The 17198-nt window shown below is 52.4% G+C and carries 11 protein-coding genes and 3 pseudogenes; 10 read left to right on the top strand and 4 right to left on the bottom strand.

Annotation, left to right across the window (positions count from 1 at the left end):
* Positions 1-13 precede the first annotated feature (13 nt).
* The gene (locus tag WA411_RS17885; protein ID WP_014575742.1) at positions 14-358 is read left to right on the top strand and encodes a P-II family nitrogen regulator; all 345 of its coding nucleotides are present in this window, start codon (positions 14-16) and stop codon (positions 356-358) included.
* Positions 359-782: 424 nt separating this feature from the next.
* Here the strand turns inward: WA411_RS17885 and WA411_RS17890 are convergent, their stop codons facing one another.
* The gene (locus WA411_RS17890) at positions 783-2924 is read right to left on the bottom strand and encodes a TonB-dependent receptor family protein (RefSeq protein ID WP_041644863.1); all 2142 of its coding nucleotides are present in this window, start codon (positions 2922-2924) and stop codon (positions 783-785) included.
* Between the two features lie 417 nt (positions 2925-3341).
* Here WA411_RS17890 and WA411_RS17895 point away from each other — a divergent pair, with 417 nt between their 5' ends.
* Genes WA411_RS17895 through WA411_RS17905 form a run of 3 tightly spaced genes read left to right on the top strand, consistent with a single transcriptional unit; the run spans position 3342 to position 9043 of the window.
* Positions 3342-4559 carry a TolC family protein gene (locus WA411_RS17895; RefSeq protein ID WP_041644864.1) on the top strand — a complete coding sequence of 406 codons (1218 nt, stop codon included), beginning with the start codon at positions 3342-3344 and terminating at the stop codon, positions 4557-4559.
* A 24-nt stretch (positions 4560-4583) separates the two neighbouring features.
* On the top strand, positions 4584-5831 hold the full coding sequence (locus tag WA411_RS17900; protein WP_062785126.1) for an efflux RND transporter periplasmic adaptor subunit: 1248 nt from the start codon (positions 4584-4586) through the stop codon (positions 5829-5831).
* Positions 5832-5845: 14 nt separating this feature from the next.
* On the top strand, positions 5846-9043 hold the full coding sequence (locus WA411_RS17905) for an efflux RND transporter permease subunit (protein ID WP_014575746.1): 3198 nt from the start codon (positions 5846-5848) through the stop codon (positions 9041-9043).
* 87 nt (positions 9044-9130) lie between these two features.
* Here WA411_RS17905 and WA411_RS17910 read toward each other — a convergent pair whose 3' ends face one another.
* On the bottom strand, positions 9131-10453 hold the full coding sequence (locus WA411_RS17910) for a sensor histidine kinase (protein WP_041646046.1): 1323 nt from the start codon (positions 10451-10453) through the stop codon (positions 9131-9133).
* Between the two features lie 347 nt (positions 10454-10800).
* Between WA411_RS17910 and WA411_RS17915 the strand changes: the two genes are divergently transcribed.
* Both WA411_RS17915 and WA411_RS17920 read left to right on the top strand, forming a co-directional pair.
* A complete protein-coding gene (locus WA411_RS17915; protein ID WP_014575748.1) occupies positions 10801-11031 on the top strand; it encodes a hypothetical protein in 231 nt (76 codons plus the stop codon).
* A 535-nt stretch (positions 11032-11566) separates the two neighbouring features.
* Positions 11567-12295, top strand: coding sequence for a TorF family putative porin (locus WA411_RS17920; RefSeq protein ID WP_041644866.1), 729 nt, complete (start codon positions 11567-11569; stop codon positions 12293-12295).
* Positions 12296-12419: 124 nt separating this feature from the next.
* On the opposite strand, the gene WA411_RS17925 is transcribed toward WA411_RS17920, so the two are convergent.
* Positions 12420-13106 (bottom strand): response regulator transcription factor, encoded by a 687-nt coding sequence (locus WA411_RS17925; RefSeq protein ID WP_014575751.1) that lies wholly within the window; start codon positions 13104-13106, stop codon positions 12420-12422.
* A gap of 287 nt (positions 13107-13393) precedes the next feature.
* On the opposite strand from WA411_RS17925, the pseudogene WA411_RS17930 reads away from it, so the two are divergent.
* A pseudogene (locus tag WA411_RS17930) lies at positions 13394-13693 on the top strand (transposase); the annotation flags it as partial.
* Here WA411_RS17930 and WA411_RS17935 read toward each other — a convergent pair.
* Positions 13670-14839 (bottom strand): IS30 family transposase, encoded by a 1170-nt coding sequence (locus tag WA411_RS17935; RefSeq protein ID WP_014575753.1) that lies wholly within the window; start codon positions 14837-14839, stop codon positions 13670-13672. The pseudogene WA411_RS17930 and the gene WA411_RS17935 overlap by 24 nt on opposite strands.
* A 58-nt stretch (positions 14840-14897) precedes the next feature.
* Here WA411_RS17935 and WA411_RS17940 point away from each other — a divergent pair.
* The 3 genes and pseudogenes from WA411_RS17940 to WA411_RS17950 form a co-directional block, all read left to right on the top strand.
* Positions 14898-15497: pseudogene (locus tag WA411_RS17940) on the top strand (IS3 family transposase); the annotation flags it as partial.
* A gap of 275 nt (positions 15498-15772) precedes the next feature.
* Positions 15773-16852 (top strand): IS110 family transposase, encoded by a 1080-nt coding sequence (locus WA411_RS17945; protein WP_069185208.1) that lies wholly within the window; start codon positions 15773-15775, stop codon positions 16850-16852.
* 16 nt (positions 16853-16868) lie between these two features.
* A pseudogene (locus WA411_RS17950) lies at positions 16869-17165 on the top strand (integrase core domain-containing protein); the annotation flags it as partial.
* Positions 17166-17198: the final 33 nt, after the last annotated feature.

Here is a 17198-nt window from a genome sequence, read left to right on the forward strand (position 1 = left end):
CAGGAGAAGGTTTATGTACGAAATAAAGGCTTATGTCAGAGAGGTGATGGCGGAGCATGTGGTTGATGCTCTAGCAAAAGTCCAAGGAGTGGCAAGCATTGCCGTCGTGTCTCTCAACGAATTTGGCCATCTGGTCGGTGATGAGTCGCCTCTGGAGAAAGTGAAGATGGTCAAGCTGGAAGTAGATGTAGCGACCGAAACTGTTGCCGATGAAGTTGTGGACATCATTGTGCGAACGAGCAGGACCCGGGATGGACACCCGGGGGACGGCAAGGTACTGGTATCCCGCCTGGTTCGGGCTGTTCGCATCGAGGATGGTGCGGCCAACGAAAGCGCACTTCAACCCACTTCAAGCTAGTTCTATTTAAGCTGGATGGTGGCATCGCGGCTGTGCTGGTCGCGCGAGCCGCCATCACAGCTCCATTCCCGGCTGAAAGATTTCAGACCTCGCCTAGGCCGCCCGCAACGAGTCGAAAAGCTCAAATTGCTTGTTTGATCTTGCGCGAAGAGAAGACAATGGTGGCGTAGGCATAAATCAGTAACTTTAGCATCGTCCGTGGATTGAGCGGCGAGTTGCGCCGGCCGACCACTTCATGTTCGTGTTGCGGCGGAAGCGGCGCTTTGAGAATGGGTCAGTCTCTAAAAAGTCGAGGCTCCAACTACAACAAACCCCCGCCGTAATGACGAGGGTTTATCAGCAATCTGAGCCCCAGCCTCGGGCTCTTTGCTGTCGTGACGTAAACGCGAAGCCACCCGGAAATCAGGCGCCATCCGGTTGTTCGTCAGAAGTTGACGCTTATCCCCAATGAAGCGGTGCGTGGTAGGTTTGCCATGGCGCCATCGGGCAAACGTGAGACAATTTGCTGCTCATCGAACACATTGTCCACTTTCAGGAAGACATCCGCACTGGCGGTCAGTGCGTAGCGGCTGATGAAATCAACCAGGAACAGGGACTCGGTCTCGTCCAGTTTCGTGGCGGTGTTGTTGCAACCTGCGCTGACGCACATTTCATCGACGTAGGTGGCCACAAGGTAGTTGTCCCAGCCACTTGGGTGTTCCATGCCTGTCCGGAAGCTCATCTGGTTTTCAGGTACGTCTTTGAGCTGCTCACCTTTTGTCAGGCCCGAGGCAGCATTGTCCTTGCTGATTTCCGCTTGGGTAAAGGTGTAGGTAAGGCTAACCGGAAGGTAGAACTCGCCCGCCCGCGTGCCGGTCTGGAGCTGGAACTCAACACCGGAAATTTCAGCCTCGCCGGTTACAAAACTGCCAGAGGTGGCGCCATTGCTGCACGGCGATCCCACGGAACAGTTTTCGGCCTTGTTGGAGAAGTCGCTGTAGAAGCCGATCATTTCCGCGAAGAACGCATTGCCAAAGTACCGGAGGCCGGCCTCCCAGTTCTTGCTGGTTTCCGGCTCTTCGTTTGCCTTGGCACCACCCCCGAGAGGTGAGAAACCCCGGTGTACGCCACCCAGAACCTGCCAGCTTTGGGATAGGTCATAGGTAAAGGAAGTGCCGGGCAGGAGTTCAGCACTCTCATTGGCGCGGGTGCTGTCGATGGTTGTGCGGCCGGGATCCGCGTATTGGGTGCGACCGGTTTTCACATCCTCGTAGCGCAGGGCGAGGTTAACGCTGAGCTTGTCCGTCGCCTGCCAGGTGTCGAGCGCCCAGAAGCTCAGGGCCTCGCCGGTCTCAAAGCGATTATTGCTGCCCGTGGGGGCGACAGTGTTCTGGAACACCAGAGAGCCGTTGACCTGGTCATAAACATCGACTGGCTGGAAACGATCCATTTCATCTTCGTGGTAGCGGGCGCCGAAATCAAACTGGTGGCTGCCCATGTCGACATCAAAGTTTACCTGCACGCCCTCGGACAGGTAGTCCCTGGCGTTGTTTTTGTAATCCAGACCGCTGGCATCAACTGTGCCGTCCAGAATACCCTGGGCATTGGCGTCGCCGCCGTTTGCCGAGTCGATGATGCTTCCGCCGCCGCTGAGCTTGAACCAGTTCCGCTTGAAGTCGTTGCGATAGAGGGTGGCCGTGCTGCTTACGGTGTTACTCCAATCGAACTGATGGGTCAGGCTGATACCGGAGTGGGTATTGTTCATCTGGTCGATGCTGGACAACCCGTAACGCCGGTTCGGATCCTGGCTGAAGTCCGCATCGGTCAGGCCGAGGTAACTGGAGTTGGAGGTTTCCTCGGAGTATTGCAGCTTGGCGGTCACGCTCTGGCGCTCTCCCTGCCAGCGTAGTTTGCCGACATAGTCTTCGATATCAAAGCCGGTATCGCGGTTGCTGCGGTCAATTTCCTTGAAGCCTTTCGCGGAGCGCTGGACGGTCTCAAGCAGGTAGCCCCAGTCGCCGGCCGTGTCACCGTAGGTTACATGAACGTCGGTGGAGCCGCGGTCGTTGGTGACGGACTCAATATAGCCCTGCCGCTGATCGGGAATGGGTGTGGAAATCAGGTTGACGACACCACCGGTGGTTTGCGGGCCATAGCGCAGCAGCGGGGCACCCTTGAGCACTTCCAGCGAGGACATCCGCTTCAGCGTCGGGAAATAATAGGCGGCCGGATTGGAGTAGGGCGCCGGTGCGATAAGAATGCCATCTTCCATCAGGGTGACATTGCTGCTGCGCTCGGCCGTGGCGCCGCGGATGCCGATGTTAGGTCGCAGACCCAGGCCTTCCTCTTCCCGCACATAGACACCCGGAACGGTTTTCAGTACCTGGTTGATGTCGGTCTCAACTTCGGTTTTCATCTGCTGCTCACCAACAACGTAGCCTGACCCTGGCAAGGTCTGGACGGCAGAAGCATCGCCAATGATTTCCATGGGTTCAAGCATCTGGGGCTGGTTATCTCCGGCGGCCCAGTTCAGACCCGGGGCAAGGCTGATTGCCACGGCCAGTGATAGTCGGCAAGGTTTAAACATGTGGTTATTCTCCGTTATCATTTGCTGGTGGTAATGCAGGTGCAAACAATTCGCATTTCTGTCTATAAACTTTACGGCTCTGTAACTATCGAGTCAATAGTCAATGCTCATGGTGCGGGAAGGTGTCACCAGGCTGAAAACGGTTAACAGCCTTTCCCTGATTACTCGGTCTGAGGGTTATGCCGTGAGCCATCCTGGCGCCCCGGTTGACCTGCTGGCCAGTCGGGCGATGAACCGGTTCAAAACATGGCAGGTCAAAAGCTTATGTCGCGCAGGCCCTAGGCGATTTTTCTAAAATAGGCTGCAAATTCAAACTCATTTCAAAGTTCACACTTAAGATTCCGATCACTTCCTACCTCGTCACGGGCTTCTTACCGCCCATAATTTTTGGCTACTAATTGCTTCGGGAGAACGATGATGAAGGCAAGCAAGCACTCGCCTCGGGCGTTGCTGTGTTCAGTACTATTGTCCATTCCTCTGTTAGGTCAAGCGGAGACTGTCAATTGGGCGAATTGGCTCACAGGCCAGATAAGTAAGCACCCGGAGGTACTGGCAGCGACAGAGCAGGCGGCAGCGCGGAAAGAGGACGCTCAGGCAAGCGAACAACCGCTGTATAACCCGGAGTTATCCGTGGGAGCAGACAGAACGGGCAGTGAGAATAACTTTGAGGCAGGGCTGTCACAAACGATCGATTGGTCTGATCAACAGGGCGCATTAAAGGAGAAGGCAAAGCTGATCAGGCTTTCTGCGCAAGCTGGCTTGAGCGAAGCAGTCCTGACACAAACGTCTGAATCATTGTTTGCGCTTGTCGAGTGGCGCACCACTACGCTGTTAGAGGAAATTGCTGAATCCCAACAGCAGCGCCTGGATGCCTTGCTGGACCAGGTTGAACAGCGCCAGCAGGCAGGTGATCTGGGGCGTGCCGACGCAGAGCTTCTGTTTTTAAATCTATCCCGTCAGTTGAGCGAAGTCGCCCAGGCAAAGGCCGCAGTTGATCGAGCAGAAACTCAAGTTAGAGAACGTCTGCCGGACTGGAGGCCTCAGGATGGGGGAATCCCCGAGTATATATGGTCAGCGCTGGAGTCCGAGATTGGTGATGCTGATCTGCTGGCACACCCGTCAATTGCTGCCGCTCGAGCCGAGTGGCAGGTGCTGAAAAGTGAGGCAGAGGTTGCCAGACGCAAAGCCACAGCATCGCCGACAGTAGGGCTGAGCGGAGGGCGTGACGGCGGCGAGAACGTGGTTGGCCTGACATTCTCGATCCCTCTGAACGTCCGTAATAACTACAGCGCTGAAACCCGGGCTGCGAATCGACGGGCTCTGGAGGCGGAAGCGCGGTTTCAGGCGCTCTACCGGAAACGACAATATGACCTGGCAGGCGCTCGCGCTTCCTGGAAGCGATACGACAAGCAACTCCGTCGATGGAAAGAACTATCCCAGGGGCGTGTACAGCGAAGTGCCGATTTGCTTGAGAAGCAGTGGCAGGTCGGCGACCTCTCCACCTCTGAGTATCTCCAGGCGCTGGGCCAGCGCGCGGAGAGTCTGAAAACCGGTATTGAACTGGAAAAGCTGGCGCAGCTGGGCCTGATTGAGCTCTTGAGCCAGTCTGGCGAACTGATCACCCCCTTCCAATAATATTCTGGAAACTGGATATTCATCATGAAAAAAACTCTGATTTCAGTATTTGTTTTGACGCTGTTTATAGCTCCCCCTTCACTGGTGCAGGCCGAGGAAGATGCTCATAACGAGGCGGGCCACGATCATGCCGCCGGTGGCGACGATCATCGAGAAGGCACCGGTGAAGAGGATGAGCATGAGGGCGGACATGCTGAAGAACGTGAGCATGAAGAAGAAGGTCATGGCCACGAAGAGGAGAGCGATGGTGGTCATGAAGAAGCAACCTCCGCAAGCATCAATGCCAAACAAAAAGAGCTTGCCGGCATTGAAGTAGCAACCCTCGAGAGCAAGCGCGTTGACTATGAAATTTACGCTCCCGGTGAGCTGCTGACCAACGGCTATACCAGCTATCACGTGTCCCCCCGAGTTGCCTCGGTGGTGTTGAGACGTCACGTGGAATTGGGTGAGCACGTAACCAAAGGTCAGCCGCTGGTAACCCTGTTCAGTGAGACGGTGGCACAGGCGCAGGCTGATTACAGGAAGGCTTTTCCTGAATGGGAGCGAATCAGCGGGCTGGGTCGTTCCGTGGTGGGTGATCAACGGTTCAATACCGCGAAAGCCAATATTGAAGCGGCGAGGGCGACTCTGCTTGCTTATGGGCTAAACGATGATGACATTGGTGCGTTGAAGGCCAGCGGCGTAGGTAGTCTCGGTGAATACACGCTCAGGGCTCGCGTGGACGGCGCAGTGCTGACCGATGAGTTTGAGCAAGGACAAAGAGTTGAGGCAGGCCAACCGCTGGTGACTCTGGCTAATGAAAGCGAACTTTGGGTAGAGGCTCACCTGCCAGCAAACTCCGACATTGTCCTTAAGCAAGGAGCAGAAGCGGAAGTAAGAGTTGCAGGTCGTGTAGCTGTGGCAACGGTATCCCAAGAAGCTCATACCATTGACGCTGTGACCCGCACGCGGATTGTTCGGTTGGAGCTGGACAATCCTGAAGATCGTTTTCATCCCGGAATGTTTGCAGATGTGTATTTCCTTTTTAAAACCAAGGAGCCGGTACTTGCGGTGCCGGAGAGCGCCTTGATGCGAAGGGCCGATGGCGACTGGACGGTCTATGTGGAAGAGGCTGAAGGGGAGTATGAGCCTGTGGAAGTGGAACTGGGCCGCTCAATTGGCGGACTCCGTGAAATTTCCGGCCTGACTGCAGGCCAGCGGATTGTTTCGCGGGGCGCATTTTTTGTGGCCTCTGAAATTGCCAAAGGCGGCTTTGACCCACACAACCACTGATTCCGGGAGCCATTATGTTCAACCGAGTTGTCGACTGGGCGGTTCAGAACCGCCTGTTGGTTCTTATTGCGCTAGCAGTGCTTATCGCCACGGCCGCGTTTCAGATCCCAAAACTGAATCTTGATGCCTTCCCTGACGTTACAAACGTCCAGGTCGCTGTTAACACAGAGGCGCCCGGACTTGCGGCTGAGGAGGTCGAGCAGCTGATCACCTATCCCATTGAAGCGGTGATGTATGCGTTGCCGGATGTTGAGGAGGTTCGATCCATTTCCAAAACCGGGTTGTCCGGTGTCACCGTGGTCTTTAAAGAGGGCACGGATATCTATTTCGCGCGTCAACTGGTGTTCGAGCGGTTGCAGGCCGCGCGGGAGCTGATTCCGGACGGGGTCGGGGTGCCTGAAATGGGCCCGAATACGTCCGGTCTCGGCCAAGTCTACCAGTACTTGTTGATAGCGGACCCGAATTCGGGGTACGACGCAATGGAATTGCGCAGCTTGCACGACTGGCTGGTCAAACTGTTGCTGATACCGGCCGAAGGGGTTACAGAAATCCTGTCGTTTGGCGGAGAAGTTCGCCAGTACCAGGTGAACCTGAATCCGGCTCGAATGTTGTCCTATGACTTATCACAGAATGACGTCATGCATGCCCTGGAAAACAACAACTCCAATGTTGGGGGCTGGTATATGGGCCGCGGACAGGAGCAGTTGGTTATTCGCGGTATGGGATGGCTGGGCAATGGCGAGCAGGGGCTGGAGCAGATCCGTCAGGTACCCGTTAAAACCAGTGACGGCATCACAGTAACCGTGGACGATGTCGCTCAGGTGGGACTTGGCACTGAAATTCGCCAGGGTGCGGTGACCATGACCCGGAAGGACGAAGACGGTCAAGTTGAACAACTGGGTGAAGTGGTTTCTGGCATTGTACTCAAACGAATGGGGGCCAACACAAAAGCCACCATCGACGGCATCGAGGCTCGCATTGAGCGCATAAATCAGGCGCTTCCGAGTGGGGTTCGTTTTGAGCCCTATTACAACCAGGCGGATCTGGTGACCAAGGCAGTAGAGACGGTGACGAATGCGCTTTTGTTGGCTTTTGTGTTTATTGCGATTGTGCTTGCTCTCTTCCTGATGAATCTGCGAGCAACAACGCTCGTGCTGCTTTCAATACCGATTTCCATCGGTATTGCCCTGATGATCATGGCCTGGTTCGGTCTCTCGGCCAACTTGATGTCTCTGGGCGGCATTGCTGTGGCAATTGGCATGCTGGTGGACGGCTCTGTTGTTATGGTCGAGAACATGTTCAAACATCTGACGCATCCCGATGCTGAGCATGACGCCCATCGAGATGAATTGATTGAAAACGACCCCGATCCGTTGGACGCGTCACACGATGATCATGGCATTGCGCTCAGACTCCAGGAAGCCGGCCGGGAAGTGGCGCGCCCCATCTTTTTCGCCACGGCGATTATCTTGGTCGTTTTCATGCCTCTGTTCAGCTTTGAAGGTGTGGAAGCCAAGCTGTTCCAGCCAATGGCGATCAGCATCATGCTGGCCATTGTGTCCGCTGTGATCGTTGCTCTGATCGTCGTGCCTGCGTTGGCTTCGTTTGTGTTTCGCAAGGGTATCCGGGAACGGGAAAGCTTCGTTTTAAAACCTCTTGAGAAGCTTTATCGCCAGGGCCTTGACTGGTCGCTGAAACACACCCGATCTGTTGTCGGTGCTGCCGCTGTTCTTGTGGTGCTGGCGGCCCTGGTCGTGCCGCGACTCGGCACTGAGTTTGTCCCTGAACTGGAAGAAGGGACGATCAACCTCCGGGTGACGCTGGCCCCTTCATCAAGCCTTGATACGGCGATTGAAGTTGCGCCAAAACTGGAAGCCATGTTGATGGAATTTCCAGAAGTGACTTACGCTCTGTCCCGGGCTGGTCGAGCAGAAATAGGGGGCGACCCGGAGCCCGTCAACAACATAGAGATCTATATTGGCTTAAAGCCAACTTCGGAGTGGACCAGCGCCAGTAATCGCTACGAATTGCAGGCCCTGTTTGAGGAGAAGCTCGAACAGCACCCGGGGCTACTGTTTAACTTTTCTCAGCCTATCGCGACTCGGGTTGATGAATTGTTGTCAGGTGTTCGTGCGCAGTTGGCCATCAAACTCTTTGGCCCGGATCTCGACGTACTGGCGGAGAAAGGCCAGCAGATTGAAGCGGCGGTCCGAACAGTTCAGGGAACACGAGACGTCGCCATGGAGCAGATTGCTGGTGAAGCGCAGTTGGTGGTTCAGCCTGACCGTCAGGCACTCTCCCGGTACGGACTCGCCGTGTCTGATGTGATGAGTGTCGTCCGGGATGGACTGGGTGGTGCCGCCGCAGGCCAGATCATCAACGGAAATGAGCGGTACGATATCTATGTGCGTCTGGCCAAACGTTTCCGGGAGGACCGGGATGCCATTGCCGATCTCAGGTTACAAGCGCCGTCCGGGGCCTGGGTGAGACTCGGTGATGTGGCCGATGTGTCTATTGAGTCCGGCCCGCCTCAGGTGCGCCGCGATGACGTGCAGCGCCGTGTGGTCATTCAGTCCAATGTGCAGGGTCGTGACATGGGCAGTGTGGTTGCCGATATTCAAGATACCATCGCGTCAGAAGTGAACCTTCCCCCCGGCTATTCGGTGGATATTGGTGGTCAATTTGAAAACCAGCAGCGAGCTCAGAAGCGATTGGCCATTGTGGTTCCTGTATCCTTGGGTCTGATTGCGTTGTTGTTGTACTTTGCTTTCAGTTCGGTTGGTCAGGCGCTGCTGATTCTTGTCAACGTACCGCTTGCTGTCATTGGTGGCGTCTTTTCACTCTGGATCTCCGGCCAGTACCTTTCCGTGCCCAGTTCCGTTGGATTTATCACACTGTTTGGTGTGGCGGTGCTTAACGGAGTCGTTATGGTCGAAAGCATCAATCAGCGAATACAGGATGGGTTAAGCGTGGATGCCGCGGTGTTTGAAGGTGCCGTCTCCCGTTTGCGTCCTGTCTTGATGACAGCAATAACCTCGGCACTCGGTTTGATACCGATGCTATTGTCGACGGGCGTGGGTGCGGAAATCCAGAAGCCATTGGCCAGCGTGATTGTAGGTGGTCTCGTGACTGCGACTTTCCTAACGCTTTTTGTTTTGCCGGCTCTATTCACGCGCTTCTCAAGGGCTAAACTCGATGATATGCAACGGTAGAAAAGAGGTGGAAATACACAGTTTTGATCGCGAGCAGGGGAGGGTAGTCCCTCCGTCATAGCGGGGCGGAGGAATTATGGTTGTGCTCTACTCTGGGAAAGGAAGCACAACTGTAATTCTGGCGCCCCCCGTTTCTGAGGGGCCAATGTTCATCCGTCCGAAATTGTCTTCTAGTATTTCGGACACGATGGACAGTCCCAATCCAAATCCAGAAACGGTTTCGTCAAGCCGGGAACCTCTATCCATCACTTTTGAGGCCGCTTCTGGAGTAATCCCAGGGCCGTCGTCTGCAACTTCTATCGTTAGCCCGGAATCGGTCTGGCTTATTGAAACGTCAATCTCAGCCTGACTCCACTTCCCGCCGTTTTCGAGCAGGTTACCGAATAACTCTGATAGGTCCTGACGCTCCATGGGCCAACTGAAGTTATTCGGCAAGGATGTATTAATACGGAAACTCTTATCGGGAAAGATTTTTTCCATGACAGAAATGACGTTGTTCGCTATTTCAATCGGCAAACATGTTTGCCCCATCTGCCTGCCGGAGATATCTGCCTTGCTCATGCGGTAGTTCAAGGACCGGCTTAGATCCTTTAGGTTGGAGGTCATGAACTCTATGTCGTCGCGGGACGGAGGTAATGAACCAGTGTCTGACAAGATTGCGAGATTGGCAGAGATCGAGGTCTTGACCATGTGAGAAAGATCGGAATTGAGGCGGCGATGGCGGTCAAGGCGACGACTTGCTAGTTCAAGTAGGTTATTGAACTGTTTGATCAGCGGACTGAACTCCTCTGGTGCGTCAGGATTCAAACGAGGTTGTTTGCCAGATTGCAGTCTCCTCATGTCTTCCTTGATGTGTTCGATCGGTTTCAAAGCCAGGTAAGTAGTGGTGCCTACCAGAGCCAAGAGAACAACAAGTAATATTGCGGAGGCAGCCAGCAAGGTCAGGTGAGCCCCACTGGATCGCTCAGCTAGTCCGCTTTCCATTTCCAAGATGGTGATTGACGAAAGCGAACTATCAATTCCGACACCACGTTTTAATCCGAGAAGGCGATCCGCACCGTGGGATATTTCGACAAAGCCCGCCGGCTTTTCTGAGATCATACGCAACTTCGTTTGATTTACGTTGTTACTGGCAATGACGCTTCCATCTTTCATTTCAACAATGAGGGCGTGTTCCAGTAGCAATTGGAATTGATCGATCATGCTTCCGATCTCGTCGGCCGTCGGCATTTCGTTTGCAATGATGGTTTGAAAACTCTCCACCTCTTTGTCAAGACGATGTTTTCTGGACTCGTTCGAAAGCTCCTCTATCACATAGGTGTGTGAGAAAAAAATAAGCAGAAAATACAGGATGCTAAAAACCATGCCATATTGGAGTGCAGTTTTTCGGATGCTTTTCTGCGCTGTCATGAGGGTGCTTTTGTCGATTGAGCGGAAGGGTTCAGTTGAAAGCAAACAGAGGTGTTCCGGTCCGAAAGCATAGTTGGAATCGAAGCGTGCCGCAACGGGTGCGAACCTGAGGGAGGGCGGCTCTGGCCTTCAGATAGGTCTGGCCTAGTCTTATTTTCTCAGGCATTGAAAAATTAGGTTTAGTGTCATCAAAGCCGACCTGAATGGCTTTTGAGCTAGGGGTAAACGCTAAAAAAACGTTTCATCACCATAGATTTTCAAGTGTGTTTAAAGTTTCGATGTTCTACTGATCATCCGAGGCCATTGAATTTTGTCGGTCTAATTGGAATAAATATCGGAGCCGTTTTATGAAGAAAGTATCCATGATTCTAGTAGCTTCTTTCCTGGCAAGTGGTGCTTCAATAGCCCTCGCAGGAGGGCAAGCGGACAGATACAACGAGGCAAGAACCTATCCTAATAAGAGCATAGATGAACGTTCCTCCCAGTATCGTGTGGAAGAGATCGAGACCATCAAAAAACTGAAGGAAGAACATAGATTGATTAAAGAGTTGATTGGGGATCTTTTGGCAAAGCAATAACATTTATCGTTGTTTATTTGGAGCCAGGCGCGCAATTGCGTGGCTCCAAGATTAGTTTGATGATAGATTTTGTTAATTTTTCCAAAAACGGCGAAAGTCGCGCTTTAAGGCTGATCAATTTCGAAAAAAAGACAGAGTGCAAAAAGTTGGAAATTTGCATTCTTTACTCAGAGTTTTTTTAGTAGTATTCATGACCAATTAAGACCTACCTCTATTTTCCTAATAGAACCATATCTTATCTCGAATTTTTGCGTTAAAAATATTCTACTTTAGTGATATTTTTATTTCAGTTTTTGTTCCTATTTGGTGCGCATTATTAATGAGTGCACTATCGTCGAGCAATGCGAAACTATGAAGCAAAATGTTCATTGCATTGAATGATTAAATATTCAACGGATTTTATTAACTATGGACCTGATTTGACAATAATTGCTCATAAACTAAGTCTCTAAAAGTTGGCGCAAAATATGCAGTCATTGTAGATGCGTTATTCGATGCGCGAATAACTAAGCTGTCAAAATTTAAGGTGAAAACGATGAAAAGACGTATCTCGACTAAGGATTGTTTGCTAAGTGTTGGTTTGCTCGTAACCCTCCAAGCGGTCCCGTTAATTGCCAACGCTAATGTAAGTGCAAATTTAGGTGTAACAAGCAACTACTTATTTCGTGGTGTGACACAAACAGATGGCTCAACGGCGACGCAAGGCGGGCTTGACTACGAACATGCGTCGGGGCTTTATTTTGGCGGCTGGGGCTCCAATGTGGATTTCGGCGATGGGACGAGCTATGAGCTTGATCTTTATGCTGGCTTCTCCGGTGCAATCGAGGATATTGGTTACGATGTTGGGTACATTTATTACTCTTACCCTGATGCTCCTGAATCTATTGATTTTGGCGAAATATACGGAGAGTTGAATTACAGCATTGCATCTATAGGTGTTGCTTACACAGCAAACAGCGACGTAAGCGGCGATGGGCTGTTCGTTCAAGGCGATATCTATTATTACGCATCTGTTGATGTGCCGCTGGAAGACGATTTCAGCACAGGTGTTTTGATTGGCTATTATGATTTCACTGATGATAGCAAGGCGTCTATTGGCGAGGCGAGCTACGGACATGCAGCTGTCAACATCACCAAAGATGCGGAGAGCTTTGGAGCTTTTAGTGTTAATCTGGAGTACGCTGATATCGATTCAAGTAACGCACTTGGTTCGGTCAATTCGGACGACCCGAAGTTTTGGCTGGGCTGGACTAAGTCCTTTTAATCTATTTGGTATTTTTCACCGAAACGGTTAAACATTGAGAAAGCTGGCCCGGTCTTTGGGCCAGCGCATTTATCTGGCGAGCCTTGGCCCTTGAGGAAAAATGGTTAAATCACAGTAAAATAATTTAACCTTCAACCCCTTTTTGAAGAGGATCTCTTGCAAAGAAATATCCTTGTCCTCTCAATGTTTTTATTCGTTTTTTACCGAGTATCTTTCTGAGCCTAGCTATGTAGACTTGAACGACATTTCTGGTTGGGCACCTTTCGATATTATAGAGTGCTTCAACAAGTTCGTCCTGCGAGAAGACTCTGTCAGGAGAGCGAAGAAGGCATTGTAAAAGGCGGTACTCCGTTGCGGTTAGTCTGAACTCTTTATGATCGGGAGTTGTTAGGGTTCTATAGGTTGCATTAAGTTGAAAGCCATCCACGATAATCTTATCAGTTGCTCGCCCGTCTTTTCTTCGTATTATGGCGCTAAGTCGAGCTTTTAGTTCATCGAATTCGAAGGGTTTTGGAAGATAATCGTCTGCGCCGGCATTCAAGCCCTCAACTCTCTCTGTCCAGTTGGAGCGAGCAGTTAAAATAAGAATAGCCTCATCTTTGCCACCGCTTCTCCACTTCTGCATCAAGGAAAGTCCGTTCTGGTCGGGCAGTCCGATATCGAGTATAATCGCCTGATAACTGCATGTTTCTACGAAAGAATTGGCCTCTGCGCCGTTTTTGGCTACATCAACAGTAAAGTGTTCCTTCGCAAGCCAACCAGAAATTTTTTCTGCGAGTATCGCGTTATCCTCGACAATTAGAACTTTCATCTATGAACGCCGTTTCTGGATGTTGGATGATTTTGGTCGCCACCTATCTCGTGCGCAAATCAAAATAGCTCAAAAATGGATTTCAAGCGACGCGGCATTTCAACAGACGAACCTGAATTCAGCTTGAAAAGCACATTACCTTTCGGACAGGTTGGCAATCCACAAAGCATGGGCTGAGGCAAGTTGGTCTTCCACCGTTTATCGTGACAGATGCACCAAGTGTAGTGGTTCAATGATTCCGGACACCAACGTAGGTGGTAATATCGCCACCATAAACGAGGTGTCTGATGACCAGAAAGCGACGTTCTTTTTCTCCGGAGTTCAAACAGGAAGCAGCCAGCCTGGTGCTGGATCAAGGTTACACGATTCCCCAGACGAGCGTGTCCCTGGGAATTGGTGAAAGCGCTATCCGGCGCTGGGTTAACCAACTGACCGAGGAGCGTGACGGTGTCACCCCGAAGGGCAAGGCGTTAACCCCGGAGCAGCGCCGTATTCAGGAGCTGGAAGCCCGCTGCAAGCGCCTTGAGCAGGAGAAAGACATACTAAAAAAGGCTACTATGAGTTCAACCGGTCAACGCAAATATACTTTGTAGCTTCTCCACAGGTGTTAGGTAGTCGAGTGTTTTCCTCGGTCGTTCATTCAGCTTCCTTGCAAATTCATTTAACTGCTTCTGGGAATAGCCCGATAAATCGGTCTTCTTCGGGAAGTACTGGCGCAACAGACGATTGGTGTTCTCGTTGCTGCCTCTTTGCCAGGGGCTCTGCGGGTCACAGAAATAAACCTGCATGTCGGTCGCAAGCGTAAATTTCCTGTGGTTACCCAGCTCACCTCCTCGATCCCAGGTCAGGGTTCTCTTCAACTCCTCGGGGAGTTGGCCGACTTCCCGACAAAGCGCCGAAACAACGCTTTCCGTATCTTTTCCGCCGACATGAACGAGCATCGTAAATCTGGACTGCCGCTCTACTAGCGTCGCAATATGTGAGTTCTTGGATCCGGATATCAGGTCTCCCTCCCAATGGCCAGGAACAGCCCTGCCTTCAACCTCTTTTGGCCGAGCACGGATAGAAACTAAATCTGTGATGCTGGTGCGGGATTCTGCCTCTTCAGAGCTTCTGTGCCGTGATCGACGCATACCGCGTCTTGATCGGAGGTGTTTGATAAGTTCCTTCTTCAGAACACCTCGGGCTTGAATAAAGAGACTTCGGTAAATCGTTTCATGGGACACATGCATCGACTTGTCGTCCGGGAACTGGCGTTTTAGCCAGCCTGCTACTTGCTCTGGAGACCAGTCAAGGCTCAGCTTTTCGGCAACGGCTGCACGGAGGGGCTCATTCAATGCGAGAAGGCATTTTTTCGGACGTCTTGATTGGGTCCAGGCACGCCGATCTGCCACGTTCGCCCTGTACCGACTTCTTCCTCCGTTACGACTGACCTCTCGACTGATGGTTGAGGCAGACCGTCCCATCGAGTCGGCAATCTGAGTCAATGTCAGTCCCGCTGAGATGCCTCTTGAAATCTCTTCGCGCTCAGAGCTACTAAGCACCCTCGCCGACCTGGAACGTCTCAGAGGGGCAATGCCGCCATGTATGGCGAGCATTCCAGTAATCGATCCAGCATGCTTCCCAAGGGCTCTGCCAATCTCGCTAAGCGACTGTCCTTTCTTCCATCGAGCCCATAGCTCCTGCTTCTGCTGGTAGGTCAGCCCTCTGGTCTTTAATACTTGCTGCGACATTCTGAAAGCCCCGATAGTTACCAGTGTGCATTATGTTGCACTGACCGGTTGAATCTACCACCGCTCTCTTGATGTCGGACGACATGAATCGTACGCGCTGATAGACCAGTTGAGTGAGCAAATGCCTGTTGAAATGGTCTGCAATGCGTTTGATATAAGCCGTTCCAGCTATTACGAGTACCGCCAACGGCGGAAGCACGTGGATGTTGAGCGTCTGGCCCTAAAGGCTCAGGTAAACCGCCTATTTACCAAGAGCCGCAGCTCTGCCGGCAGTAGAACGATCAAGGGCATGCTCAATGACGACGGCGTTGTCATCGGGCGCTTCAAGGTTCGACGATTGATGAGTGAGCTGGGGCTGATCTGTAAGCAGCCGGGTCCTCACGCCTACAAGCAGGCGACCGTTGAGCGACCGGATATCCCGAACCATCTGGCTCGTGAGTTTACGGTAGACCGGCCGAATCAGGCGTGGTGTGGTGACATCACCCACGTATGGAGCGGCCAGCGGTGGAGTTATCTGGCTGTCGTTCTGGATTTATATGCCCGACGCGTCGTTGGTTGGGCGATGTCATCCAGCCCCGATGCCGATTTGGTGGTCAAAGCTCTAGACCACTCCTGGGAACAGCGTGGTCAACCAGAAAAAGTCATGTTCCACTCGGATAGTAATACTGTCAGTGCCGGGTATTTCTGATTTTGGCTCAACTTGAAATACTGGGTGTCGCAAGTGTTCTCGGGTTTCCTGACCCGCACTCCGATCGACCCAGATATGTGTCTTTCCCTGGACCTGTCGGAATTCCGAGAACACCTAGCGGCAGGGGTTTCACCCCGCCGATGCATGTGACTCAAGAAGGGCCTGACAGCCTGTCTCGTTACTGTCGTGTCCAGGCTATCGTGCATGGTGAAGCCATCTTCAAATAGATAGCCAGGAGCTTCGTCATGTCTTTACAGCAGGATGTTCGCCCGGTGATTGTCGGTGGTGTTGATACCCATAAAGATCTGCATGTTGCTGCCGCGGTTGATGGTCATGACCAGGTTCTCGGAACAAACACCTTTCCAGCGACGCGCCATGGTTATAAAACCATGTTGGCGTGGATGCGCAGCTTTGGCGACGTCACCAGAATAGGGATTGAATGCTCAGGAACCTATGGCGCGGGTCTGTTGCGCTATTTACAGCAGGCCAGCATCACGACTCTGGAGGTTACAAGTCCCGATAAATCCGTCCGCCGCAAGCGGGGCAAAGACGACAGCATTGATGCTGAGAATGCTGCGCACGCGGCCTTTGCGGGCATTCGTACGGTAACACCGAAGACACGTGACGGCATGGTTGAATCCTTGCGTGTTCTGAAAGTCTGTCGAAAGACAGCGATCGCAGCCCGCAGGGTAGCGCTTCAGATGATTCAAACCCAGATTGTCTCCGCACCGGAGGAGTTACGGGACCAGCTCAGGAGCATGACGCGCATGCAACTTATCCGGACGTTGGCATCATCGCGTCCCGATCTAGGCGGATACCGAGACGTCATGACGGCCTATCGGATAGCCCTGAAGTCCCTCGCTCGCCGATATGTAGAGCTACATGACGAGATCGCGGACTTGGATACCATGATCAAGGCCATCGTGGACGAACTTGCGCCCGACTTGGTTGCAAGAACAGCTGTCGGTTATGAGTCGGCGGCGCAGCTGTTGATTACCGCAGGTGACAACCCTGATCGACTTGGCTCCGAAGCCAGTTTTGCTGCGCTTTGCGGGGTCAATCCCATACCGGCATCTTCCGGAAAGACGCAGCGCCACAGGCTTAACCGAGGAGGCGATCGCGCAGCCAACAGTGCACTGCACATAATTGCGATCGGCAGGCTTCGGCTTGATGTTAAAACCCAGGAGTACGTTGCAAGACGACTAACAGAAGGGCATTCAAAGTTGGAAGCTATCCGTTGTCTAAAACGTTACATAGCGCGAGAGCTGTTCTATCTTTTACGCCACCGGCAACGTGAGATTGGCCAGTCGAGAATTGCTGCTTGACTCTTAGAAGGGCGTCCAGGGAAGCCAGTATGCCAGTCGAAAGTTCCGTCAGCGGCTCTGGCGCTATCGAATGACACAAAGCATGAGCCGACGTGGCAACTGCTGGGACAACGCACCGATGGAGAGGCTGTTCCGGAGTCTGAAATCTGAATGGATACCGGCCCTGGGATATCGAAATCTGCCTGAGGCCAAAAAAGATGTTGGTGGCTATCTGATGGACTACTACAACCAGCAAAGACCTCATACGTTCAACGGCGGCATTTCTCCCGTTGCAGCAGAGGAAAACCTTAAAATACTGTCCGGGATTAGTTGACCACTACAAAGGGGTTCTACCCCGTTACTGCGC

The organism is Marinobacter sp. CH_CUG1437-1 (assembly GCF_037029655.1).
Lineage (GTDB): Bacteria > Pseudomonadota > Gammaproteobacteria > Pseudomonadales > Oleiphilaceae > Marinobacter > Marinobacter salsuginis.